This window comes from Pseudomonas sp. R3.Fl, assembly GCF_023516765.1.
Classification (GTDB): domain Bacteria; phylum Pseudomonadota; class Gammaproteobacteria; order Pseudomonadales; family Pseudomonadaceae; genus Pseudomonas; species Pseudomonas citronellolis.
On the sequence record NZ_JAMGSO010000001.1, the window covers coordinates 3,750,995 to 3,774,899 of the forward strand.

Below are 23,905 nucleotides of genomic sequence, written 5' to 3' on the forward strand. Positions count from 1 at the left end.
CGAGCTTGCTCGCGAACGGTGTTTCCAGGCGGCCTCGGTGTTTTGGTTTGACTCCGCAACCCTCTCCCCAGCCCTCGGCTGCGCGCCCCGCCCTGAAGGGAGAGGGGGCTTGTCCGTGCCGAGAGGAGGAATGGTTTCAGCCGGAAATTACGGTGCCAGCCGGCTAACGCCGAAATACCCAAGCACACCGAACGGTCCCCTCTCCCTTCAGGGAGAGGGTTAGGGAGAGGGCGCTCTTCAGGACAAACACCGAAGCCCCGGCAGACCACCATTCGCGAGCAAGCTCGCTCCTACGAAAAGCCGCTCCAAATAAGCGGATTTCCGCTCATCCACCCCCGCCCATCGGCATCCAACCGCCTGCCCACACCGTACGAAAATCCCGTAATCCCTTGCCCCACGCGGCTTTGCGCCCTTGGCACGTTGCCTGCTATCGCCCTCCACACTGCGCCGCACCTCGTGGCGCGCCGGTGCCGGTTTCGTGGTCCGCGCACCCGACGACAACAACGACAAGAGGATTACCCATGGATAGCGCAAGCGCCGTCTCCGCTTCTGCCGCGCCCCGTACGACCTCCCAGCGCATCAAGTCGATCTTCAGCGGTTCGGTGGGCAACCTGGTGGAGTGGTACGACTGGTACGTCTACGCCGCCTTCTCCCTGTACTTCGCCAAGGCCTTCTTCCCCCAGGGCGACATGACCGCCCAGCTGCTCAACACCGCCGCGATCTTCGCCGTGGGCTTCCTGATGCGCCCGATCGGCGGCTGGCTGATGGGCATCTACGCCGACCGCAAGGGCCGCAAGGCCGCGCTGCTGGCCTCGGTGCTGCTGATGTGCTTCGGCTCGCTGATCATCGCCCTGACCCCCAGCTACGAGACCATCGGCGTCGGCGCGCCCATCCTGCTGGTGCTCGCGCGCCTGCTGCAGGGCCTGTCGGTCGGCGGCGAATACGGCACCTCGGCCACCTACCTCAGCGAGATGGCCAACAAGGAGCAACGCGGCTTCTTCTCCAGCTTCCAGTACGTGACGCTGATCTCCGGCCAGCTCATCGCCCTGGCGGTGCTCATCGTGCTGCAGCAGACCCTGACCGTCGAACAGCTGGAAAGCTGGGGCTGGCGCGTGCCCTTCTTCATCGGCGCGCTGTGCGCGGTGACCGCCATGTTCCTGCGCCGCGGCATGGAAGAGACCGAGTCCTTCGCCAAGAAGAAGGAAGAGCCCAAGGAAAGCCTGATGCGCGCCCTGCTGCGCCATCCCAAGGAAGTCCTCACCGTGGTCGGCCTGACCATGGGCGGCACCCTGGCCTTCTACACCTACACCACGTACATGCAGAAGTACCTGGTGAACACCGTGGGCATGAGCAAGACCGACTCGACCATGATCTCGGCCGCCACCCTGTTCCTGTTCATGCTGCTGCAGCCGATCGTCGGCGCGCTGTCGGACAAGATCGGCCGGCGCCCGATCCTGATCGCCTTCGGCGTGCTGGGCACCGTCTTCACCTACCCGATCCTCAGCACCCTGCACAGCATCGACACCTGGTGGGGCGCGTTCTTCCTGATCATGGCGGCGCTGGTGATCGTCAGCGGCTACACCTCGATCAACGCCGTGGTGAAGGCCGAGCTGTTCCCCACCGAAATCCGCGCCCTGGGCGTGGGCCTGCCGTACGCGCTGACCGTGTCCATCTTCGGCGGCACCGCCGAGTACGTGGCGCTGTGGTTCAAGAGCATCGGCATGGAGAGTGGCTTCTACTGGTATGTCACCGGCTGCATCGCCTGCTCGCTGCTGGTCTACGTGACCATGAAGGACACCCGGACGCATTCGAAGATCACTACCGACTGATAGGGGCGCGTGCCCTGGCCCCGGGGTTGTTCCGGGGCGTTTTATCCACGAGGCCTGGCAGATGCCGGGTCTTGTCGTTTTTGGGTCGACTGGGCTGGGCTTATGAGGGGCGGGGAGATGGGGGGTAGCGGCGTATAACCGCGAACGGTTATACGCCCTACGTTATGCTCGGCGACTTGGCGTTGACGAAGCGAGTTCATGAGCCTTTTGGAAATTCCCTTTGGGCCTCTTCTGGCCCGCGGCCTGCGCGGGGCGCTGAGCGGGCCCTTCGACCTTGACCTGGCGCCCGGCCGCTGCAGCGTGCTCAGCGGCCCCTCGGGCATCGGCAAGAGCCTGTTGCTGCGCATGCTCGCCGACCTCGACCCCAACCAGGGCCAGGTCAGCCTGGCCGGGGTGGCGCGCGAGCGTATGCCGGCCAGCGCCTGGCGGCGGCTGGTCACCTATGTGGCGGCGGAGTCCGGCTGGTGGGAGGAGGGCGTCGCCGCGCACTTCGCCGACCTCGACGCCGTGCGGGCGCTGCTGCCGCGGGTGCGTCTCGACCCGGCGCTGCTGCAGGCGCGGGTGGCGCAGTTATCCACAGGCGAGCGCCAGCGCCTGGCCCTGTTGCGCGCGGTGGTGCAGCGGCCGCGCTTCCTGCTGCTGGACGAACCCACGGCGGCGCTGGACGCGGCCAGCCGCGAGGGCGTCGAGCAACTGCTGCAGGAACTGAAGGCCGAAGGCCTGGGCCTGCTGGTGGTCAGCCACGATGCCGGGCAGGCGCGGCGCCTGGCGGACGTCCACCTGCAACTCGACGAACACGGCCTGGGCGAGGTGCAACCATGACGCCGCTGCAGCTCGGCCTGCCGGAACTGGCCCTGGCGGCGCTGCTGATCGTGGCCGCCGCCGCGCTGTCCTGGGCGCTGCGCCTGGGCCTGCAGCGCACCCTGCTGGTCTGCGCCGTGCGCCTGGTGGTGCAACTGGTGCTGGTGGGGCTGTTCCTGCGCCAGGTGTTCGCCCTGTCCTCGCCCTGGCTGACCGCCGGGGTGGTGCTGGCGATGCTCGCCGCGGCCAGCTTCGAGGTCGGCTCGCGGCAACGCCGCCGGCTGGCCGGGTTCTGGCACCTGGGCATCGGCGGCGGCAGCGTCGGCATCGCCACCCTGGGCATCGCGCTCTTCGCCCTGGCCGGCAGCCTGCGACCGCAGCCGTGGTACGACGCGCGGCACGCCATCCCGCTGGTGGGCATCATCCTCGGCACGGCGATGAACGCCGCCAGCCTGGCGCTGAACCAGGTGTTCGCCAGCGTCACCCGCGAGCGCGCCGCCATCGAGGCGCGCCTGGCCCTGGGCGCCGACCGCTATACCGCGCTTGGCGGGGTGCTGCGCCGCGCGCTCTACACCGGCTTGATCCCCACCCTGAACCAGATGGCCGCCGCCGGCATCATCACCCTGCCGGGGATCATGACCGGGCAGATCCTCGCCGGCATGGACCCGCTGGACGCCGCGCGCTACCAGATCCTGCTGATGTTCCTGCTGGTCGGCGCCGGGTTCGCCGCGGCCCTGGGCGCCGTGTACCTGTCGGCCTGGCGGCTCACCGACGAGCGCGACCGCCTGCGCCTGGACCGCCTGCGCGGCGAGGATTGAGCGGGTATGCTGGGGCTTTTCCATCCCGAGGGGAGAGCCCCATGAGCACTGCCAATTCCGCCCTGATCATCGGCGCCTCCCGCGGCCTCGGCCTGGGCCTGGTGAACCAGCTGCTGGCGCGCGGCTGGGAGGTCACCGCCACCGTGCGCGACGCCGCCAATGCCGGCGTGCTGGACAGCCTGCCGGTGCGCGTCGAGTCCCTGGTGCTGGACGACGCGGCCTCCCAGGACTGCCTCGCCCAAGCCCTGGCCGGGCAGCGCTTCGACCTCGTCTACATCAACGCCGGCATCTACGGCCCGCCGCACCAGTCGGCGCTGGACGCCAGCCTGGCCGAGGTCGGCGAGCTGTTCATGGTCAACGCCGTGGCCCCGCTGCGCCTGGCCGAGCGCCTGCTGCCGCTGCTGGAGCCGCAGCGCGGGGTGCTGGCCTTCATGACCTCGGAACTGGGCAGCGTGGCCGGCAACGAATCCGGCGGCATGGGCCTGTACCGGGCGAGCAAGGCGGCGCTGAACTCGCTGACGCGCAGCCTGGTCGCCGGGCTGGGCGAAACCGGCCTGACGGTGCTCAACCTGCACCCCGGCTGGGTGCGCACCGACATGGGCGGCGAGGCCGCGCCGCTGGACGTGGAAACCAGCGCCGCCGGGCTCATCGACCAGGTCGAGGCTTACGCCGGGCGCGGCGGCCAGCACTACCTGGACTACCAGGGGACGACGATCGACTGGTGACGGATGCCGGCGGCGGCGTTACCATGCGCCGACGCCTGACCTGCGGGTCAAGGCGCACCTGGATCAGCAGACAGGGTGAACACTGAGCTGGCTTCCCGTACAACCGGGAGCCGGCTCGCCTCGGGCGGCGGCTCCGCAACTCAGAGGATTCACCCATGTCATCCCCCCGCCTGTGGCTGCGCAACCCCCTCGCCATCTTCACCGCCAACGGCCTCGACGCCCGTGGCGGCCTGGTCGTGCAGGACGGCCGCATCGTCGAACTGCTCGCCCTTGGCCAGCAACCCTCGCAACCCTGCGAGCAGGTATTCGACGCCAGCCAGCACGTGCTGTTGCCGGGCCTGATCAACACCCATCACCACTTCTACCAGACCCTCACCCGCGCCTGGGCGCCGGTGGTCAACCAGCCGCTGTTCCCCTGGCTGAAAACCCTCTACCCGGTGTGGGCGCGGCTGACCCCGGAGCAACTGGCGCTGGCCACCAAGGTGGCCCTGGCCGAGCTGCTGCTGTCCGGCTGCACCACCGCGGCGGACCACCACTACCTGTTCCCCGACGGCCTGGAGCAGGCCATCGACGTGCAGGCCGGGGTGGTCGCCGAACTGGGCATGCGCGCCATGCTCACCCGCGGCTCCATGAGCCTGGGCGAAGCCGATGGCGGTTTGCCGCCGCAGCAGACGGTGCAGCGCGCCGAAGACATCCTCGCCGACAGCGAACGGCTGATCCGCGACTACCACCAGCGCGGCGACGGCGCCCAGGTGCAGATCGCCCTGGCGCCCTGCTCGCCGTTCTCGGTGACCCCGGAAATCATGCGCGCCAGCGCCGAGCTGGCCGAGCACCACGACGTGCGCCTGCACACCCACCTGGCCGAGACCCTCGACGAGGAAGACTTCTGCCTGCAGCGCTTCGGCCAGCGCACCGTGGACTACCTCGACAGCGTCGGCTGGCTCGGCCCGCGCACCTGGCTGGCCCACGGCATCCACTTCAACGACGAGGAAATAAAGCGCCTGGGCGAAGCCGGCACCGGCATCTGCCACTGCCCCAGCTCGAACATGCGCCTGGCCTCGGGCATCTGCCCCACCGTGGCCCTGGAAGCCGCCGGCGCGCCGGTGGGCATCGGCGTGGACGGCTCGGCCTCCAACGATGCCTCGAACATGATTCTCGAAGCGCGCCAGGCCCTGTACATCCAGCGGCTGCGCTACGGTGCGGAGGAGATCACCCCGGAACGGGCGCTGGGTTGGGCTACCAAGGGGTCGGCGAAGCTTCTGGGTCGCAGCGACATCGGCGAGCTGGCGCCGGGCAAGCAGGCGGATCTGGCGCTGTTCAAGCTGGACGAGCTGCGGTTTTCCGGGAGCCATGATCCGTTGTCGGCGCTGCTGCTGTGTGGGGCGGACAGGGCGGACAGGGTGATGGTCGGAGGGAGTTGGCGGGTGGTGGATGGCGAGGTGGAAGGGTTGGACCTGAAGGGCCTGATCGCTGCGCACACCCAGGCGGCACGCAAACTGATCGGCTGACGCCGGACTGCTTTTCGTAGGAGCGAGCTTGCTCGCGAACGGAGTTTCCAGGCGGCCTGAGTGCTTCGGTTCGACTCCGCCCCTCTCCCCAGCCCTCTCCCTTCAGGGAGAGGGCTGGGGAGAGGGCGCTCTCAAACCCGCGCACCAACCCACCCAGCAAGACACCCATCAAGCCCTCATCCACCCCACCAACCGCCCCAGCATCCCATCACAAGCCGCCAACTGCTCCACACTCACGAACTCATCCGGCTTATGCCCCTGATCCATGCTCCCCGGCCCGCACACCACCGTCGGAATGCCCGCCTGATCGAACAGCCCCCCCTCGGTACCAAAAGCCACCGTGGAAAACTCATCCGACCCACTGAGCCGCGCCAACAACTGCGCCACCTCGCTCTCCGGATCGGTAGCCAACGCCGGATACGCCGACAGCTCACTGAAGCGAATATCCGCCTCCGCCTTCACCGCACGCATCTTCGGCAGCAACTCGGTTTCGGCGTAGTCGCGCAGTTGCTCGGCGACCTGCTGCGGGTCGTCGCTGGGCAGGGCGCGGACCTCGAAGTCGAACTGGCATTCGGCCGGGACTATGTTCAGCGCGCGGCCGCCGCCGATCACCCCGGTCTGCACCGTGGAGTAGGGGGGGTCGAAGCGCGGGTCGTGTCGCTCCGGCGCGGCCAGGCGGGTGCCGATCTCGCCGAGGTGGTTGATCAGCTTCGCCGCGTATTCGATGGCGTTCACCCCCTGCGGGGCGTAGGCCGAGTGGCAGGCCGCGCCGTGCACCTGGCAGCGCATGGCCAGCTTGCCCTTGTGGCCGAGCACCGGCTTGAGCTCGGTGGGCTCGCCGATGATGCAGGCGATCGGCTTGTGCTCGCGGCGCTCCAGGTCCGCCAGCAGCGAACGCACGCCCAGGCAGCCGACCTCCTCGTCGTAGGAGAAGGCCAGGTGCAGCGGCACACGCAAAGGCTGGGCGAGGAAGGCCGGCACGGCGGCCAGCACGCAGGCGATGTAGCCCTTCATGTCGGCGGTGCCGCGGCCGTACAGGCGGCCGTCGTTCTCGGTCAGCTCGAAGGGCGGGACGCTCCAGTTCTGGCCGTCCACCGGCACCACGTCGGTATGCCCGGACAGGCACACGCCGCCGCGGTCGCGCGGGCCGAGGGTGGCGAACAGGTTGGCCTTGCCGCCGGCTTCGTCGAAGAACAGCTCGGCCTCCACGCCCAGGCCGGCCAGGTAGTCCTGGATGTACTTGATCAGCGCCAGGTTGGAATTGCGGCTGACGGTGTCGAAGGCGATCAGCCTGGCGAGGATGTCACGGCTGCTGGGCATGTTCGGCTCCTGCATTCTTTTAAACGTAGGAGCGAGCTTGCTCGCGAACCCGCCCCCGCAGCGAGGGTTGGTTCGCGAGCAAGAACTGGGCGTCCCCCTCGCTCCTACAGGGTATGTTCACTCGTCGCCGGGCACGCCGTAGCTCGGCGCCTTGGTCGGGTCCAGCGCGCGGGTGATGTAGTCCTGCATCTGCGGCTTGTAGGCTACCCAGAGTTTTTCCAGTTCGTCGATCGGCGCCTCGTCGGCCCAGTCCACGCGCAGGTCCACCATCGGCCAGACCAGGTCGCCCACCACCTTCAGCGCCGCCGAATGCACCGGCCCGGCTTCGCCGCCGGCGGCCATGGCCGCCTGCATCGCCGCCAGCAGGCGTTCGGCCAGGCAGCCGTCGGCCGCCTCGAAGGCCTTGGTCATGGCTTCGATCACCGCGGTGGAGGACAGCAGGTTGCCCGCCGCCACGCAGTTCTCGCCGGCCACCGCGTGGTTCACGCCCAGCGCTTCGCTGCCGGTGAACAGCGCCACCTGGCCGTGCTGGTCGATCACCGTCACCTGGCGGTACTCGCTGTAGCCGTTGCTCGACAATGCTTGGTCCAGCGCGGCGGCGGGCGCCAGGCCCGCTTCCAGGCGGTCGAGGATCTGCGGGCCCAGGGCCGGCAGCGTCACGTTCTGCGTGGCCACCGCGCCGACGCCGGCGCGCACCCAGGGGCAGCGCGCGCCGACGGCGATGCTTGACGAGCTGATGGCGATGCCCAGCTGGCCGGTTTCGGCGCAACGGCCGACGATGGAGAAGGTCATGGGCCGCTCCTTATTTTTCCCAGTCGTCCGGAATCACCGCGATCACGTCGATCTCCATCAGCCACTGCGGCTGGCCCAGGGCCGAGACCACCAGGCCGGTGGAGATCGGGAACACGCCCTTGAGCCACTTGCCGACCACCTGGTAGACCGGCTCGCGGTAGCGCGGGTCGATGATGTAGGTGGTGGTCTTGACGATGTGCGACAGGTCGCTGCCGGCTTCTTCCAGCAGTTGCTTGAGGTTCTTCATGGCCTGCTCGGCCTGCGCCGCCGGGTCGCCCAGGCCCACCAGGTTGCCGTTGAAATCGGTGCCGACCTGGCCGCGCACGTACACGGTGTTGCCGGCGCGCACGGCCTGGCAGAGGTCGTTGTCCAGGGACTGGTTCGGGTAGGTGTCCTTGGTGTTGAACATGCGGATGCGGGTGTGGGTAGGCATCACTTACTCCCAGGAAGCGGCTTTTTTGGCTTGCGATTCAGCGGAGGCCTCGCGCTGCGAGGCGTCCTGGTATTCGACGTATTTGCGTTGCGTGGCGATGTGCCCAGCGACGTGCTTGGCGTCGTGCCACACGCCCCAGATGAACGACGAGCCCCGGCGCGACAGCCACGGCAGGCCGACGAAGTACACGCCCGGCTCGCGCGACACGCCACGCTGGTGCTTGGGCTTGCCCTTGTCGTCGAAGGCATCCACCTGCAGCCAGTTGAAGTCCACGGCGTAGCCGGTGGCCCAGATGATCGAGGTGATGCCGGCGGCGGCCAGGTCCAGTTCCAGGATCGGGTTGCGGATGCACTCGGCATCCGGGTAGACGCGACGCGCTTCCGGCTCTTCCGGCAGGTCCAGGCCGTTGCGCTCGATGTAGGCGTCGGCGGCGTCCAGCAGGTCGAGATAGTTCTGGTCGCCGGCCTGCAGGTTCTTCACCAGGTCTTCCTGGAAGCTCACCTTGCCGCCTTCGAAGGCCTTGGTCAGGCCGACCAGGGTGATGCCCTCGGTGGCCAGGCGGCGGAAGTCGATGGTCTCGCCGCCACGGGCGCCGCTCACGGCGATGGTCACGTGCTCGCGGCCGGGCTGCACTTCCTCGGCGTCCCACAGGCCGAGCACGCCCAGCCACCAGACGAAGTCGCGGTTGCGGTAGGAGCGCGGCGGGCGGTCATGGGCGCCTACCGAGAGGAACACCTGCTTGCCGGCGCGGTTCAGCTCGTCGGCGATCTGCACGCCGGAGGAGCCGGCGCCCACCACCAGCACGGCGCCTTCGGGCAGCTGCTGCGGGTTGTAGTACTGGGCCGAGTGGATCTGCTGGATGCGCTCGTCCTTCGGCGCGATGGCCGGGATCACCGGGCGCTGGAACGGGCCGGTGGCGGAGACGATGCGCAGGGCCTGCAGGGTGCCTTCGGAGGTTTCCACGGTGAAGCCGGGGCGGCCTTCGTTGCGGGTCACCTTCTTCACTTCCACGCCGGTGCGGATGGGCGCGTTGAACTGCTTGGCGTAGGCGACGAAGTAGTCCGCCACCTGCTCCTTGTGCGGGAACTCGTCGGGGCCGACGGAGAATTCCATGTTCGGGAAGCGGTCGTGCCAGGCCGGGCCGTTGGCCACCAGCGAATCCCAGCGGCCGGTGCGCCAGGCTTCGGCGATGCGGCTCTTCTCCAGCACGATGTGCGGCACGCCCTGGGCGGTCAGGTGCTCGCTCATGGCCACGCCGGCCTGCCCGGCGCCCACCACGAGGGTGTCGGTTTCAATGCCATCGAGCGATTTGCCGGCGGGCTTGCCGAAGGCGGTCTGGTTCGGATCGGCCATGGGGTGATTCCTCGGACTCTGATCGTTGTTGTTCTGCGGTCGCGACTGTCCACCGCGTGTTGGCCGCATTCTGTTCAGACCCGGGCATTAGCGAAATTATGATTTTTGTAGTCGCAGGCTAGGGAAAAACTGTGGGCCCGCGAGCCAAGCGCCGCGCGGGGCGGCGGGGAGGGGGTATAGGTTTTTGCGTGGCAGGGAAGATAAAACGTATGGGGTGATGTGGCATGCGCTTGGGTTACCAGTAATCCGGTTTGCAGGCCGGGCGCTTACGCGTTGGCACCCGGGGAGGAAATTGGTGCGCTCGCAATTCTTCGGTCGTGATGGTGCGACGCGTCCAGTGCGCATACTCAAGGAGCGATCCAGGGGGCTCACGCTTGATGCCTTCGCGGTGAGGAAGGATCACGCCTATCCGCAATTGCGGAAAATCCTCCTGTAAGGCCCGCAGGGCCGGCGTCATGTCCGTATCGGCCGACACCAGAACTATCTGCTCGATTCGCTCTTCTGCTGCGGAACTGGTCTGCCGCGCCGCCAGGCGGTACATGCTGATGGCCAGATGGACGTCGGTTTCCTTTTCTTCCAATTGCCAGATATCGACCTGGTCCGCCCGGGACGCGGGTGTTTTTCTGTCGATGAACCGTGGCGCTCGCCCGGGCTCCAGGCGGTGCCGCCCGACGAAGACCTCCACACCACGGACTTTCAGGGCACGGATGTAGGTGTCCTGCGCCTGCTTGGAAAGGACGCCGCGTGATGCCAGGTCCGGCTTCACCCCTGCGGTGAAGTAGTTGACCGCCACCATCCGGGCAGCAGGATCCTGTACTCGCAGCACATGCTCGAGCAGGCCAGGAAGGTCGAGCCACTTGAATGCGGTGCCGGCAAGCAGGCCATAGAAGAGGTTATAGCCGTCGACGAAGAAGGCTGTTCTCACGAGTTTCCAATCCCTAGAAACGAAAAAACCGGCCAGCGGGCCGGTTTTTTCACCCCAACGGCCAGCGAACTGAATCGCTGCGTACGGGGTTGAGTCGTAGAAAGGATGCTAGGGAGGCGGGGATCTGATGTCAACCGAATTCAGTTGACAAAAAATGCCTAGGACCTGCCTGCCGTGGCCAGGCCGTTTCGTACGTTGCCAGGTCTACCGGCTCTCCGCCACCGCCTCCAGGAACCGTTCCAGCACCAGGTTCGGCCGCCGTCCCTTGCGCGTCACCACCGTCAGCGGGATGTCGTAGTGGAAGCGCTCCGGGCGCAGCGCGCGCATGCGGTCCTGGGCCACCCAGTCGGCGGCGTAGTGGTCGGGCAGGTAGCCGATGTAGCTGCCGGTGAGGATCAGGAAGGCCATGCCCTCGCGGTCCGAGGCGTTGGCGCTGGCGTTCAGCTCCTGGTGGCGCTCCTGGGCCTCGGCGGGGATGCGGTAGCTGGGCGCCACCGCGTCGCAGGCGTGGATTTCCGCCACCGTGATGCCCGCGTCCTCGCGCTCGAACAGCGGGTGCTCGCGGCTGCAGAACAGCAGCGACCGTTCGTCGTACAGCGGCGAATACTCCAGCCCCGACAGCGGGCTGATGAGCGGCACCACGCCGATGTGCAGGCGGCCGTCGAGCACGCCCAGTTCGATCTCGTTGGGCGTGGTCATGCCGATGTTGATGCGCACCCCCGGGCCGCTCGCCTTGAGCGCGCGCAGGGCGTGGGTGATGCGCATCTGCGGCAGGGTCACCAGGTTGTTGATGATGCCGATGTTCAGCTCGCCGCGCAGGTGCTGGTGCAGCTCGTTGACCTCGGCGCGGAAGCCCTCCAGCGCCGCCAGCAGCGACTGGGTGGCGCGGTACACCTCGCGGCCCTCGTCGGTCAGCGCGAAGCCGGCCCGGCCGCGCTGGCACAGGCGCATGCCCAGGCGCTTCTCCAGGTCGCCCATGTGCAGGCTGATGGCCGAGCGGCTGATGCCCAGGGTGCTTTCCGCGGCGGAAAAGCTGCCGCACTCGACTATGGTCTTGAAGATGCGCAGCAGGCGTATTTCGAAATCGCTGACCTGGCCTAGGGACGGACTGCGGGTTTTCGCCATTTTTGTTTTACCGAATCGAAACTGAACGTGAGAAGAATAGGCTTTAACTCACGTTAAGTCAGGCCCAATCTTGAGCTATCGCAGCAGGCGTGACGCGGCCTGCGCGCCCAACAAGACAGTCGTCGAGGACGAGCTCCATGAACCAGCAAGTGAACGTAGCGCCGTCGGCCGCCGCCGACCTGAACCTGAAGGCCCACTGGATGCCCTTCAGCGCCAACCGCAACTTCCACAAGGACCCGCGCATCATCGTGGCCGCCGAGGGCAGCTGGCTGGTGGACGACAAGGGCCGGCGCATCTACGACAGCCTGTCCGGCCTGTGGACCTGCGGCGCCGGTCACTCGCGCAAGGAAATCGCCGACGCGGTGGCCAAGCAGATCGGCACCCTCGACTACTCCCCGGGCTTCCAGTACGGCCACCCGCTGTCCTTCCAGCTGGCCGAGAAGATCGCCCAGATGACCCCCGGCACCCTCGACCACGTGTTCTTCACAGGCTCGGGTTCCGAGTGCGCCGACACCTCGATCAAGATGGCCCGCGCCTACTGGCGCATCAAAGGCCAGGCACAGAAGACCAAGCTGATCGGCCGCGCCCGTGGCTACCACGGCGTGAACGTCGCTGGCACCTCCCTGGGCGGCATCGGCGGCAACCGCAAGATGTTCGGCCCGCTGATGGACGTCGACCACCTGCCGCACACCCTGCAGCCGGGCATGGCCTTCACCAGGGGCGCGGCCGAGACCGGCGGCGTCGAGCTGGCCAACGAACTGCTGAAGCTGATCGAACTGCATGACGCCTCCAACATCGCCGCGGTGATCGTCGAGCCGATGTCCGGCTCCGCCGGCGTGATCGTGCCGCCGAAGGGCTACCTGCAGCGCCTGCGGGAAATCTGCGACGCCAACAACATCCTGCTGATCTTCGACGAAGTCATCACCGCCTTCGGCCGCATGGGCAAGGCCACCGGCGCCGAATACTTCGGCGTGACCCCGGACATCATGAACGTCGCCAAGCAGGTCACCAATGGCGCCGTGCCCATGGGCGCGGTGATCGCCAGCAGCGAAATCTACGACACCTTCATGAACCAGAACCTGCCCGAATACGCGGTGGAGTTCGGCCACGGCTACACCTACTCCGCGCACCCGGTCGCCTGCGCCGCCGGCATCGCCGCGCTGGACCTGCTGCAGAAGGAAAACCTGATCCAGCAGTCCGCCGAGCTTGCGCCGCACTTCGAGAAGGCCCTGCACGGCCTCAAGGGCACGAAGAACGTCATCGACATCCGCAACTGCGGCCTGGCCGGCGCCATCCAGATCGCCGCCCGCGACGGCGACGCCATCGTCCGCCCGTTCGAAGCCAGCATGAAGCTGTGGAAGGAAGGCTTCTACGTGCGCTTCGGCGGCGACACCCTGCAGTTCGGGCCGACCTTCAACGCCAAGCCCGAAGACCTCGACCGCCTGTTCGACGCGGTCGGCGAAGCCCTCAACGGGGTGGCGTAAGTGAGCGAGCGTCCCAAGGCCGTGCCGACGGTGCAGATCGACAACGACAAGGTCCTGGTCACCGAGTGGCGCTTCGCCCCGGGAGCGGAGACCGGCTGGCACCGCCACGGCATGGAATACGTGGTGGTCCCGGTGACCAACGGCGAACTGCTGCTGGAAACCCCCGAGGGCGAGCGGCGTGCGCCGCTGGTCCTGGGTCAGAGCTACACCCGCCAGATCGGCACCGAGCACAACGTGATCAACCCGTGCGACCACGAAGTGGCCTTCATCGAGATCGAGCTCAAGCAACACTGAGCCCGCGGGCCCGCGCGTAGGCATGCCGGTTCGGCCGGGCTTACCCTGGCCGTCCCGGCGAGCCTCGCGGCCCACCTCACACACCGAACAATCCCCTCTCCCTTCAGGGAGAGGGTTAGGGAGAGGGGCTCTTACGCTCCTCCTCCAAACCCCACTCAGCGAGAAGAGACAAGACGATGACCATCATCAAGCACCTGATCGGCGGCGAGCTGATCGCCGACACCGGCCGCACCGCCGACGTCTTCAACCCGTCCACTGGCGAAGCCGTGCGCAAGGTGCCGCTGGCCGACCGCGAAACCATGCAGCAGGCCATCGATGCCGCCAAGGCCGCCTTCCCGGCCTGGCGCAACACCCCGCCGGCCAAGCGCGCCCAGGTGCTGTTCCGCTTCAAGCAACTGCTGGAAGCCAACGAAGAGCGCATCGTCAAACTGATCAGCGAAGAACACGGCAAGACCATCGAAGACGCCGCCGGTGAACTCAAGCGCGGCATCGAGAACGTCGAATACGCCACCGCCGCCCCGGAAATCCTCAAGGGCGAGTACAGCCGCAACGTCGGCCCGAACATCGACGCCTGGAGCGACTTCCAGCCCATCGGCGTGGTCGCCGGCATCACCCCGTTCAACTTCCCGGCCATGGTCCCGCTGTGGATGTACCCGCTGGCCATCGCCTGCGGCAACACCTTCATCCTCAAGCCGTCCGAGCGCGACCCCAGCTCCACCCTGCTGATCGCCGAACTGTTCCAGGAAGCCGGCCTGCCCAAAGGCGTGCTGAACGTGGTGCACGGCGACAAGGGCGCGGTGGACGCGCTGATCGAAGCCCCGGAAGTGAAGGCCCTGAGCTTCGTCGGCTCGACCCCGATCGCCGAGTACATCTACAGCGAAGGCACCAAGCGCGGCAAACGCGTGCAGGCCCTGGGCGGCGCCAAGAACCACGCCGTGCTGATGCCCGACGCCGACCTGGACAACGCCGTCAGCGCGCTGATGGGCGCCGCCTACGGCTCCTGCGGCGAGCGCTGCATGGCCATCTCGGTAGCGGTGTGCGTGGGCGACCAGGTCGCCGATGCCCTGGTGCAGAAGATCGTCCCGCAGGTCAAAGGCCTGAAGATCGGCGCCGGCACTTCCTGCGGCCTGGACATGGGTCCGCTGGTCACCGGCGCTGCCCGCGACAAGGTCACCGGCTACATCGACAGCGGCGTGGCCCAGGGCGCCGAGCTGGTGGTCGACGGCCGCGGCTACAAGGTCGCCGGCCATGAGAACGGCTTCTTCCTCGGCGGCACCCTGTTCGACCGCGTGACCCCGGAAATGACCATCTACAAGGAAGAAATCTTCGGCCCGGTCCTGTGCATCGTCCGCGTGAACAGCCTGGAAGAAGCCATGCAGCTGATCAACGACCACGAATACGGCAACGGCACCTGCATCTTCACCCGCGACGGCGAAGCCGCCCGCCTGTTCTGCGACGAGATCGAAGTGGGCATGGTCGGCGTCAACGTCCCCCTGCCGGTCCCGGTGGCCTACCACAGCTTCGGCGGCTGGAAGCGCTCCCTGTTCGGCGACCTCCACGCCTACGGCCCGGACGGCGTGCGCTTCTACACCAAGCGCAAGGCCATCACCCAGCGCTGGCCGCAACGCAAGAGCCACGAGGCGGCGCAGTTTGCGTTCCCCAGCAATAGCTGAGGTGGCGTGAGGTAAGGGAAAGGCCGGTCGAGAGACCGGCCTTTTTCGTTTATGGGGCGTGATGGGTATCGCTTCGCTCAACCCATCCTACGGGGCCTCAGGGATCGGTGTTTGTAGGATGGCGTTGAGCGAAGCGATACCCATCATTTCCCTCACTCCCCGGCCCGCTCGACCTCCCCATTACCTCCCGCCCAATCCGCCGGCAACACCTCATCGCGCACATAATGATGAAACGACGACCACGGCCAATTGACCACCCGCTGCACATGCCCGTGCTTGCACGGATTGAAATGGATGTAATCGACGTGCCGCGAAAAGTCCTGCTCATCGCGGATGCGGTGCTCCCAGTAGCGGCGCTGCCAGATGCCGCGCTCGCCTTTGCTGGCGCGGCTTGGCGAGCGCGCTTCGCCGCGTGGCAGGGCCCTGGAGAAGTGCGCCTTCATGAGCCGCCAGCGCAGGGCATAGTCGTTGTCGCCCTCGGGCAGGGTGCAAAGGGCATGCAGATGCTCGGGGAGGATGACGATGGCGTCGATTGCCCAGGGATGCCGTTCGGCGACGTAGCGGAAAGCCTCGCGGAGCGGGCCGATGTGCTCGACCAGCAGGCGGGATCGGCGGTCGTGCAGTGCCAGGGTGAAGAACCAGGTGGCGCCTGGGGTCCGGTCACGGCGGTAGGTAGTCATGGCGCGTCCTTGGCCTTGGGGTGATGGGTATCGCTGCGCTCAACGCCATCCTACGGGTCCGTGCCAGGCGTCGATGCCGGAGCGTGCTGATACCCCCGTAGGATGGGTGGAGCGCAGCGATACCCATCAATCGGCGAGCAGCCGCGGCATTTCCTCGAAGGGCACCCAGAGCGCGCCTTGCCACTCCAGCAACATCACCCGCCGCGCCTGCCAGCTCATCATCACCCGTCTCGGTGCTTGGCCATCCGGCATTAATTGGTCGCGCAGGCTGGGGATGACTTCGCGTGTCAGCCAGGTATCCAGGTGCTGGCTTTCCGGGCTGCCGAAGCGCACCAGGGCCTTGTAGAGCGCGGCCTCGTTGAGGACGTCGATGGCTTCTTCGCTGCCGCTTTCGTAGTGCAGGTGGATGCGTCGGGTTTCGTGGGGCAGGACGCGGTGCTGGAAGGTGTGGGGACGGCGGATGCCCAGGAGGCGGGCGAGGTCGTAGGAGGCGAACCAGGGTTGGTTGTCGATCATGACCGCGCGCAGGGGGCGACCGTGGCGGATGAAGAAGGTGGGGGTGTATGCGTCGTGCATGGGTGGAACTCCTACTTGTGGATAAGAGCTGCCACCCGAGTCGCCAAACGAAGGGTGGCAGACCGCGCGGGGTTGGCGAGCCGGAAGTAGGCACCGGCAGACCCGGAGGTCTCCCCGCGCGATCTGCCATTGAGCGTGCAGAAACACGGCGTGCTTGCGGGTAGCGAGAGCAGCAACTGTTCCCGCGAGTACCGCCACCTACTTCCTTGGGTCGCCAAACCCGGTCACGGCACTGGCCGTGACCGGTGCAGGATAGGGAGCGGCCGGTGGAGCGCATATGGTGATATTTCTGATGGGATCGTAGGAGTGGGCTTGCTGATGAGCAGAGGCCTGTTCCTCTCGTTTGTCGTCGAAAAAGTCTCGGGATGGAACAAATATTTCGTACACCAGATTAAGAGTGATCTGGTTGTCGGGGCGCGAGGGGCCAATCAACGTCCTCCTTTTCATGGAGAAAAGGGGACGCCCATGACCGGTAAACCCGCTGCCCGTCTCACCGATGCCGTCGCCTGCCCCCGATGTGGCATGTCGGCCATCGCCAGTGGCTCTGCCGATGTCCAGTTCGACGGCCTGTCGGCTGCGCGCCAGGGCGACGTCTGTACCTGTGGCGCCGCCATCAGCGGCCAGGTCATTCCCAACGTCCTGATCAATGGCCGACCCGCCGTGGTCCAGGGCAGTATCGACAGCCACGGCGGCGTGGTCATCGGTGGTTCTGGCAGCGTGATCATCGGCCAGCAGCACACCCCGGCACCTTTCACGCCGCCCGCGCCTCTGCCGGGCGCCAGTGCAATGGCCGCGCCCAGCGCGATGGCCCGCTTGGCAACGCCTTCCGCGAACCCGCCCGACGAGCTTCCGCAGGTGCTGGAAGAAGAGGAGGAGGAAGAGGAGCTCGAAGCCGATACCCGCCAGCGCCTCCGCCTGCGGGTGTTCATCGGTTTCGACGGCACCGGCAACAACGCCGCGAACAGCGAAGTCGGCAAGCAATGCCGCGCCGCCGCGCAACAGCTCGACGACGAGGCGGCCCGTGGGGTCTACGAGCGCTGCAAGCGCTATCAACTCGACCCCGATAGCAGCTATGCCAACGATGTGAGCAATGTTTGGCGGATGCATGAGTTGTATCGGGATAACGCGGGCAGAGTACTTAGCCCATCGGAATCACTGAGCCTTGTACGCATCTATGTCACAGGCATAGGAACCACAATAGGCGGCCCGGACACACTTTTGCCAGGACAGGCTCTGGGGCGTGGTAGCACCGGTGTACTTGCCAAAGTTGAGGAGGCCTTTGTCTCGTTAAAGAAAACTGTCCGGCAGATCATGGATATGAACCATGAACATGCCATTGAAACGCTGGAATTGGATGTCTTCGGTTTCAGTCGTGGGGCCGCCGCAGCCCGACATTTCGTTAACCAGGTACTCAAGACTGAGCAGGGGCCGCTCGGCGAGCTGGTCCAGAACAACCGCCAGGCGTTCGCCCCGGGCTTTGCCTTGGGCACCGATATGCGCATCACCTTCATCGGTCTGTTCGATACCGTGCTCTCGGTGGGCGGCCTGGGCGCCTGGGGCGTTCCCGGCGATGCGCTCAATGGCGAAGTGGACCTCTACCTGCCATGGGGCTGTGCCGAGCATGTGGTACACCTCACCGCGCGCGACGAATACCGCTACAACTTCCCGCTCAGCCGCGTCAGCGCGCCCTTCCAGGAACTCAGCCTGCCGGGCGCCCACTCCGATCTCGGCGGTGGTTACCCGCCGGAGATGGAGGAAAGCCTCTACCTGGGACGCCCACTCTGCGACTGGGTCAGCCGGGATACCCCGGCGCAGCGAACCCTCGCCTACCGCAATGCCGAACAGGCCACGGCCTACCTCCAGCGAGCCGACCTTCTCGACCCGCAGGATGATTCGGCCAGCCTGACGACCGACGTCTGGGAGCACTATGCGCCCTACAGCGGCGACCGGCGCGATAGCATGAAATACGTACTGGCGGCGCCGCTGCTGCGGCGCCGGGTCCGTGGTCACCTGTCGCGGGTTTATTTGCGGGTGATGCATGCGCTGGCGCGGGAGGCGGGGGTGCCTTTGGATTTCATTGATGAAAGCGATGACTCGCTGTCGTTGCCCGAGGAGTTGCAGCCTATCAGCGCCGCCTTGATCGACTGGGCTAGGCGTGGCAATGGCCGGCTTGCACCTGAGCAAGAGGCGCTTCTGCGTCAACGCTATATTCACCAGTCTTCGAACTGGAATGCGGAAATTGGTCAGGGCTCCAGCCGCGTCGATGTGGTATTCCCCAACCGCCCGGCCGATGGCGGCCGCGCTCGCTATGCCGACCAGCCACCAAGGAAGGATGCCTGATGAAAAGTCTTGTACTGATGCTGTGCTTGGCGCTACTGGGTGGCTGCGCCCAAGCCGACAAGGGCGCTGGTGACCTGCCCTACCGGTATTGGCGGTTGGGCTTCCTGGCGCCGGACTATATGGAAGTGTGGGTGGAGACGGCGGATGTGGAGGATGTCCGTGGCCGTTTCTTTCCCCATATGGGTGGAGGGACCGTGTCCATCAGCACTCCAGAAAACTTGGAAGGGAACGCCAAGGGCTGGGGGCCGCGGGTGGGGTGGGGAGCTGGCCGGTATGTCGATGGAGCCGATCTGCCCAAGCACATTTTTGTGCGTTGGCAATCCCAGGCCGAGCCGCAGACCTATCGGGTGACCCTTGATATCCCCGAGCGAGCGCGGCAACTGATGGTTGAAAGACTCGATCCGCCCTGTCCCTACAGTGCCTATCGAGAGGCGTTGACCATTGGGCTAGCTCCTGGCGGTGTAGTTCGGGCCTGGGTAAAAAGCACTTGCGGCGAGAGCATCGAAGTCCTGCGTGCTCAGGCCGAAGTCGAGCCCAAGGGACCTTATAACGGCACCTCAGGTGGTAAACATCGACCGCTTTCCGAAGCCTCGAAGGCTTATATCGACAAACATGGCATTCCCTATGGCAGTTGGTAGCCAGCCGGAAGGGTGTCTGATGAAAAGCCTTGTACTGATGCTGTGCTTGGCTTTGCTGGGTGGCTGTGCCCAAGCCGACAAGGGCGCCGGTGATTTGCCCTACCGGTACTGGCGCCTGGGCTTCCTGGCGCCGGACTATATGGAAGTGTGGGTGGAGACGGCAGATGTGGAGGATATCGGTGGCCGCTTCTTTCCCCATATGGGCGGCGGAGTCGTGGCAGTGCATGTGCCGGATGATGACAGTGGGCAGCCCAAGGTGTGGAGGAGCAACTGGGGGGCTGGTCGCAATGTCGACGACGCGGACCTCCCCAAGCGCATCTTCGTGCGTTGGCAATCCCTGGCTGAGCCGCAGACCTATCGGGTGACCCTCGACATTCCGGAGCGGGCTCGTCAGTTGATGGTCGAGAAGCTTGAGCCCGCCTGCCCCTACAGCGCTTACCGAGAAGCTCTGGTCATCGGCTTGGCCCCTGGCGGGGTGGTGCGTGGCTGGGTGAGAAGTACCTGCGGCGAAAGTATCGAAATCCTGCAAGCCCAGGCGGAAGTCGAGCCCAAGGGACCATCCCAAGGGAAAACGGACGGCAAATATGCATTGCCGCTTGAACCAGCATCCAAGGTCTACATCGAAAAGCATGGCATTCCCTATGGCAGTTGGTAGCCCGCCGGAAGAATGCCTGATGAAAAGTCTGGTACTGACGCTGTGTCTGTCGCTACTGGGCGGCTGCGCCCAAGCCGACAAGGGCGCTGGTGATCTGCCTTACCGGTATTGGCGGTTGGGCTTCCTGGCGCCGGACTATATGGAAGTGTGGGTGGAGACGGCGGATGTGGAGGATATCCGTGGCCGTTTCTTTCCCCATATGGGTGGAGGGATCGTGTCCATCAGTACTCCAGAAAACTTGGGAGGGAACGCCAAGGGCTGGGGGCCGCGAGTGGGGTGGGGAGGCGGCCGATATGTCGATGGAGCCGATCTGCCCAAGCGCATTTTTGTCCGTTGGCAATCCCTGGCCGAGCCGCAGACCTATCGGGTGACCCTCGACATTCCAGAGCGTGCCCGTCAGTTGATGGTCGAGAAACTCGATCCGCCTTGCAAAACCATGCAATACCGCCAGGCCCTGGCTATCGGGTTGGCTCCCGGTGGAGTGGTGCGTGGCTGGGTGAGAAGTACCTGCGGCGAAAGTATCGAAATCCTGCGAGCCCAGGCCGAAGTCGAGCCCAAGGGACCTTATAACGGCACCTCAGGCGGTAAACATCGACCGCTTTCCGAAGCCTCGAAGGCCTATATCGACAAACATGGCATTCCCTACGGCAGTTGGTAGCCAGCCGGAAGGGCGCCAGATGAAAAGCCTTGTACCGTGGCGTGTGGTGGTTCGCGAGTGCCGCCACCTACTTCCTTGGGTCGCCAAACCCGGTCACGGCGCCAGCCGTGACCGGGGCAGGCTAGGGAGCGGCCTTTGGCCGGGATACGGCGATATTTCCGATGTGGGTGTAGGAGCGAGCTTGCTCGCGAACAGTTCGTGATCGCTGCACATTAATCCTCACGATTATGAGGATTCCCTTGAATATCCACAGCAGCTGACTAGAATCCTCGCAGTCGTGAGGATTTATAGGACCATCGCTCTGGTGCTGGCATAATCCTTACAATCATGAGGATTCTCAATGAAGATCGATATCGACTCACCTGCCACTCTCGGACTGCTGGTGCGAGCAAGCCGCAAGGCCATGAACCTGCGTCAGGACGATGCCGCCGGCAGCATTGGTGTGAGCGAGAACTTCCTCGGCAAGGTCGAGCGCGGTGCGGAGCGTGTGCAGTGGGGCAAGCTGTTCCAGGTGCTGCAGGAGCTTGGCCTGCAGGTCTGCGTCGAGGTGCCGGAGGAGTATGCGGACTCGACCCGGGCGCAGCTGCAACGGCTTATCCACAAGGCTGAAAGCGGTAAGGAGGACTGATGGCCCGGCAGCTGGAAGCCTGGATCAACCAGACCCGGGTCGGAACCCTGGAGGAGAACAACGGCGTCTGGGCGTTCACCTATTCCCGCGAATGGCTGGATGCACCCGAGGCCTACCCGTTGTGCCCGGGGCTGCCGATTCGCGGCGAGCCTCATGTGGATGGTGCGAGCCAGCGCCCGGTGCAGTGGTATTTCGACAATCTGCTCCCGGAGGAGGGCCAGCGTCGCCTGTTGGCGGGTGCGGCGCGCCTGGCGGAGGCGGATGCCTTTGGCCTGCTGGAGCACTTCGGCGCAGAGTCGGCGGGGTCGCTCACCTTGCTGCCGCCGGGGCAATCGCCGGCTCCTGGCGAGTTGCGTGCATTGCCCGATACGGAGCTGTCCCGGCGTATCGAGCAGATGCCCCAGGTGCCGCTGGCCGAACGCGCGGCCAAGCGCATGTCGCTGGCGGGGGCGCAGCACAAGGTTGCCGTCGTCTTCGATGGGCGGGATCTGTTCGAGCCGGTTGGCAGCACGCCTTCTACGCATATCCTCAAGCCCGATCATCCGGACCCGGCTTGGGCGCATTCGGTGGTCAACGAGTGGTTCGTGATGACCCTGGCTGCACGTGTCGGGCTGGAGGTGCCCGCTGTGCATCGGTGCTATGTGCCGCAGCCGGTGTATCTGGTGCAGCGTTTCGACCGCCGCCAGGTGGAGGGCGAATGGGAGCGCCTGCATTGCATCGATGCCTGCCAGTTGCTCGGCCTGGACCGCGCCTTCAAGTACAACCAGGGCAGCATCGAGCGCCTGCGCGAGATCGCCAGCGATAGCCGGCCTTCGGTGAGGGCGCGCCTGGGCCTGTTCCGCTGGCTGGTATTCAACGTGCTGGTGGGCAACGAGGATGCGCACCTGAAGAACCTGAGCCTGCTGGTCACGCGCCGGGGATTCAGCCTGGCGCCTTTCTACGATCTGCTTTGCACGGCTGTCTACGGGACTCGGGCATTCGAGCAGGAGCGCTGGCCGCAGCAGGCCGCGATGGCTTGGCCGATTCTCGGTATCGATCGCCTGCAACAGATCGATGGGGCGCTGCTGGTGGCTGCCGGAGAGGCCATGGGCATCAAGCCGGCTACGGCGCGCGAGCATGTGGCAAGGCTCACCAGGGCAGTGCGGGAGCAGGCGCAGGCGCTGTTGGCGGAGGTCGAGCGGGAGAACCAGGAACTGTCGGCCGCTCGTCCTGAACTGCGTCCTACGCTGGCCGGTGAGCTTCGCTTGCTGCGGGCCGTGGTGACGATTGTCATTGCGGAAATGGCGGCGCGGTTGGGGTAAGGGCGGTTCGCTGTCTTGCAGGCTGTGCCAAGGCGCTCTTCGTAGGATGGGTTGAGCCTGCGAAACCCATGCTGTCGTGGTGATGGGTATCGCTTCGCTCAACCCATCCTACGAAGAGCTGGGGTTCAGCGGAACTCGGTGCCGATCAGCATCAGGATGCCTTCGCGGAAGCGCAGCACCCGCGTGGCGCCGTTCTGTGGGGGGTAGGTCCAGACTTCGATGGTGGCGCCGCCGGGGATGAACTTGCCGTCCGGGCCGCGGCGGGGTGGGGCCGGCGGGAAGACTTCGCGTTTCGCCGGCGCGCCGCATTTCTCCAGCACTACGTCCATCTTGTCGCCTTCGTTGATCAGCTGCGTGCCGCAGCGCAGCGTCGAGGCCTGGGCGCTGGTGCTCAGGGCCAGGCCTAGCAGCAGGGCGGCGAAGAGGCTGCGGGGTAGGGCGGTCATGGCTTCCCTCCTTGATGACCGGCCCAGCATACCGGTTCGCTCCGGCCCGGGCCTTTGACGCGGCTCACTTGCGCACGTTGCGCGCGTACAGGTCCTTGCCGCCGCTGTTGCTGCCGCCGCGGGCCTGGAGTTCGAAGCGCTTGGGGTGGCCCTTGATCAGGTCGCTGAGTTTCTTGAAGCCGTACAGCCGCGGGTCGAAGGCGGGGCGCAGTTTGCTGATGTTCTGGCCGAGGGCGCCGAGCTGCACCCAGTCTTCCTCGTCGTCGGCGATGTCGTCGAGCACCTTGGCGATGAAGTCCAGCGGCACGCGCTGGGGCTTGGGCTTGGCGGCGGGGGCCTTGGGTTCCTGGGGCTGGCCGGTTTCCGCAGGTTCCGCCGGGGTCACCGGGTCGGCGCGGAGGATTTCGGTGTAGATGAATTTGTCGCAGGCGCGCACGAAGGGGTCGGGCGTCTTGCTTTCGCCGAAGCCGTAGACCATCAGGCCTTCCTCGCGCAGACGGGCGGCCAGGCGGGTGAAGTCGCTGTCGCTGGAGACCAGGCAGAAGCCGTCGAAGCGGCGGGTGTAGAGCAGATCCATGGCGTCGATGATCAGCGCGCTGTCGGTGGCGTTCTTGCCCTTGGTGTAGGCGAACTGCTGGATCGGCTGGATGGAGTGGTCGAGCAGCACCTGCTTCCACTTGCCCAGTTGCGGCTGCGTCCAGTCGCCGTAGATGCGCTTGACGCTGGCCACGCCGTATTTGGCGATCTCCTCGAACAGGCCCTCGACGATGGCGGCGGGGGCGTTGTCGGCGTCGATCAGTACGGCCAGGTGCGTCTGCTGGCGGTTGGGGGTGGTCTTGATTGCCATGGGGGCTCCGGTCTTGAGGCTTGCATCGACCTTAGACCGCGAGCGCGCCGGGCACC

General features: G+C 66.0%; 24 protein-coding genes. 14 read left to right on the plus strand and 10 right to left on the minus strand.

Features of this window, described 5'->3' with window-relative positions; translation table 11 throughout:
- Nucleotides 1-521 precede the first annotated feature (521 nt).
- The 5 genes from M8R19_RS16490 to M8R19_RS16510 all read left to right on the plus strand — a co-directional run bounded on the left by M8R19_RS16490 (nt 522) and on the right by M8R19_RS16510 (nt 5,681).
- Complete coding sequence (locus M8R19_RS16490) at nt 522-1,829, plus strand: MFS transporter (RefSeq protein ID WP_074986284.1); 1,308 nt, start codon at nt 522-524, stop codon at nt 1,827-1,829.
- 198 nt (nt 1,830-2,027) lie between these two features.
- Entirely contained in the window at nt 2,028-2,651 is a 624-nt protein-coding gene (locus tag M8R19_RS16495; RefSeq protein ID WP_249918343.1) for an ABC transporter ATP-binding protein, read from the plus strand.
- Nucleotides 2,648-3,448, plus strand: coding sequence for an ABC transporter permease (locus M8R19_RS16500; RefSeq protein WP_249918344.1), 801 nt, complete (start codon nt 2,648-2,650; stop codon nt 3,446-3,448). Before M8R19_RS16495 ends, M8R19_RS16500 begins: the two co-directional genes overlap by 4 nt.
- Before the next feature lie 41 nt (nt 3,449-3,489).
- Nucleotides 3,490-4,173 carry an SDR family oxidoreductase gene (locus M8R19_RS16505; protein WP_249918345.1) on the plus strand — a complete coding sequence of 228 codons (684 nt, stop codon included), beginning with the start codon at nt 3,490-3,492 and terminating at the stop codon, nt 4,171-4,173.
- A 155-nt stretch (nt 4,174-4,328) separates the two neighbouring features.
- Nucleotides 4,329-5,681, plus strand: a complete 1,353-nt coding sequence (locus M8R19_RS16510; protein ID WP_249918346.1) for an 8-oxoguanine deaminase — start codon at nt 4,329-4,331, stop codon at nt 5,679-5,681.
- Nucleotides 5,682-5,849: 168 nt separating this feature from the next.
- Here the strand turns inward: M8R19_RS16510 and argE are convergent, their stop codons facing one another.
- The 6 genes from argE to M8R19_RS16540 form a co-directional block, all read right to left on the minus strand.
- Nucleotides 5,850-7,001 (minus strand): acetylornithine deacetylase, encoded by a 1,152-nt coding sequence (gene argE / locus M8R19_RS16515; protein WP_249918347.1) that lies wholly within the window; start codon nt 6,999-7,001, stop codon nt 5,850-5,852.
- Nucleotides 7,002-7,118: 117 nt separating this feature from the next.
- A complete protein-coding gene (locus tag M8R19_RS16520) occupies nt 7,119-7,793 on the minus strand; it encodes a DUF1028 domain-containing protein (protein WP_009614292.1) in 675 nt (224 codons plus the stop codon).
- Between the two features lie 10 nt (nt 7,794-7,803).
- Complete coding sequence (locus tag M8R19_RS16525) at nt 7,804-8,226, minus strand: RidA family protein (protein ID WP_074986270.1); 423 nt, start codon at nt 8,224-8,226, stop codon at nt 7,804-7,806.
- 3 nt (nt 8,227-8,229) lie between these two features.
- Entirely contained in the window at nt 8,230-9,579 is a 1,350-nt protein-coding gene (locus M8R19_RS16530; protein ID WP_249918348.1) for a flavin-containing monooxygenase, read from the minus strand.
- Nucleotides 9,580-9,814: 235 nt separating this feature from the next.
- A complete protein-coding gene (locus M8R19_RS16535; protein ID WP_249918349.1) occupies nt 9,815-10,504 on the minus strand; it encodes an NYN domain-containing protein in 690 nt (229 codons plus the stop codon).
- Between the two features lie 204 nt (nt 10,505-10,708).
- On the minus strand, nt 10,709-11,629 hold the full coding sequence (locus M8R19_RS16540) for a LysR family transcriptional regulator (RefSeq protein WP_249918350.1): 921 nt from the start codon (nt 11,627-11,629) through the stop codon (nt 10,709-10,711).
- Nucleotides 11,630-11,766: 137 nt separating this feature from the next.
- Here M8R19_RS16540 and aptA point away from each other — a divergent pair, with 137 nt between their 5' ends.
- From aptA to M8R19_RS16555, 3 genes are all read left to right on the plus strand, one after another.
- Nucleotides 11,767-13,113, plus strand: coding sequence for an omega-aminotransferase AptA (aptA, locus tag M8R19_RS16545; protein WP_058071609.1), 1,347 nt, complete (start codon nt 11,767-11,769; stop codon nt 13,111-13,113).
- Complete coding sequence (locus M8R19_RS16550; RefSeq protein ID WP_069862934.1) at nt 13,114-13,407, plus strand: cupin domain-containing protein; 294 nt, start codon at nt 13,114-13,116, stop codon at nt 13,405-13,407.
- 176 nt (nt 13,408-13,583) lie between these two features.
- Complete coding sequence (locus M8R19_RS16555) at nt 13,584-15,080, plus strand: CoA-acylating methylmalonate-semialdehyde dehydrogenase (protein ID WP_249918351.1); 1,497 nt, start codon at nt 13,584-13,586, stop codon at nt 15,078-15,080.
- 152 nt (nt 15,081-15,232) lie between these two features.
- Here the strand turns inward: M8R19_RS16555 and M8R19_RS16560 are convergent, their stop codons facing one another.
- Together M8R19_RS16560 and M8R19_RS16565 are read right to left on the minus strand one after the other, a co-directional pair.
- Nucleotides 15,233-15,760, minus strand: a complete 528-nt coding sequence (locus tag M8R19_RS16560; protein WP_074986258.1) for an REP-associated tyrosine transposase — start codon at nt 15,758-15,760, stop codon at nt 15,233-15,235.
- A gap of 126 nt (nt 15,761-15,886) precedes the next feature.
- Nucleotides 15,887-16,336, minus strand: a complete 450-nt coding sequence (locus M8R19_RS16565) for a BRO-N domain-containing protein (RefSeq protein WP_074986255.1) — start codon at nt 16,334-16,336, stop codon at nt 15,887-15,889.
- A 318-nt stretch (nt 16,337-16,654) separates the two neighbouring features.
- Here M8R19_RS16565 and M8R19_RS16570 point away from each other — a divergent pair, with 318 nt between their 5' ends.
- The 6 genes from M8R19_RS16570 (at nt 16,655) to M8R19_RS16595 (ending at nt 22,556) form a co-directional block, all read left to right on the plus strand.
- Nucleotides 16,655-18,676 carry a PAAR domain-containing protein gene (locus M8R19_RS16570; RefSeq protein WP_249918352.1) on the plus strand — a complete coding sequence of 674 codons (2,022 nt, stop codon included), beginning with the start codon at nt 16,655-16,657 and terminating at the stop codon, nt 18,674-18,676.
- On the plus strand, nt 18,676-19,314 hold the full coding sequence (locus tag M8R19_RS16575; protein WP_249918353.1) for a DUF2931 family protein: 639 nt from the start codon (nt 18,676-18,678) through the stop codon (nt 19,312-19,314). The genes M8R19_RS16570 and M8R19_RS16575 overlap by 1 nt, the downstream gene beginning before the upstream one ends.
- A 19-nt stretch (nt 19,315-19,333) precedes the next feature.
- The gene (locus M8R19_RS16580; RefSeq protein ID WP_249918354.1) at nt 19,334-19,969 is read left to right on the plus strand and encodes a DUF2931 family protein; all 636 of its coding nucleotides are present in this window, start codon (nt 19,334-19,336) and stop codon (nt 19,967-19,969) included.
- A 19-nt stretch (nt 19,970-19,988) separates the two neighbouring features.
- Nucleotides 19,989-20,627 carry a DUF2931 family protein gene (locus M8R19_RS16585; RefSeq protein WP_249918355.1) on the plus strand — a complete coding sequence of 213 codons (639 nt, stop codon included), beginning with the start codon at nt 19,989-19,991 and terminating at the stop codon, nt 20,625-20,627.
- A gap of 340 nt (nt 20,628-20,967) precedes the next feature.
- Nucleotides 20,968-21,255: a helix-turn-helix domain-containing protein gene (locus tag M8R19_RS16590; protein WP_009614281.1), complete on the plus strand. Its 288-nt coding sequence runs from the start codon at nt 20,968-20,970 to the stop codon at nt 21,253-21,255.
- Nucleotides 21,255-22,556, plus strand: a complete 1,302-nt coding sequence (locus M8R19_RS16595; protein ID WP_116425778.1) for a HipA domain-containing protein — start codon at nt 21,255-21,257, stop codon at nt 22,554-22,556. The genes M8R19_RS16590 and M8R19_RS16595 overlap by 1 nt, the downstream gene beginning before the upstream one ends.
- 125 nt (nt 22,557-22,681) lie before the next feature.
- Here M8R19_RS16595 and M8R19_RS16600 read toward each other — a convergent pair whose 3' ends face one another.
- Together M8R19_RS16600 and M8R19_RS16605 are read right to left on the minus strand one after the other, a co-directional pair.
- The gene (locus M8R19_RS16600; protein ID WP_249918356.1) at nt 22,682-23,002 is read right to left on the minus strand and encodes a DUF2845 domain-containing protein; all 321 of its coding nucleotides are present in this window, start codon (nt 23,000-23,002) and stop codon (nt 22,682-22,684) included.
- Nucleotides 23,003-23,066: 64 nt separating this feature from the next.
- Complete coding sequence (locus M8R19_RS16605; protein WP_249918357.1) at nt 23,067-23,849, minus strand: NYN domain-containing protein; 783 nt, start codon at nt 23,847-23,849, stop codon at nt 23,067-23,069.
- Between the last annotated feature and the right edge of the window lie 56 nt (nt 23,850-23,905).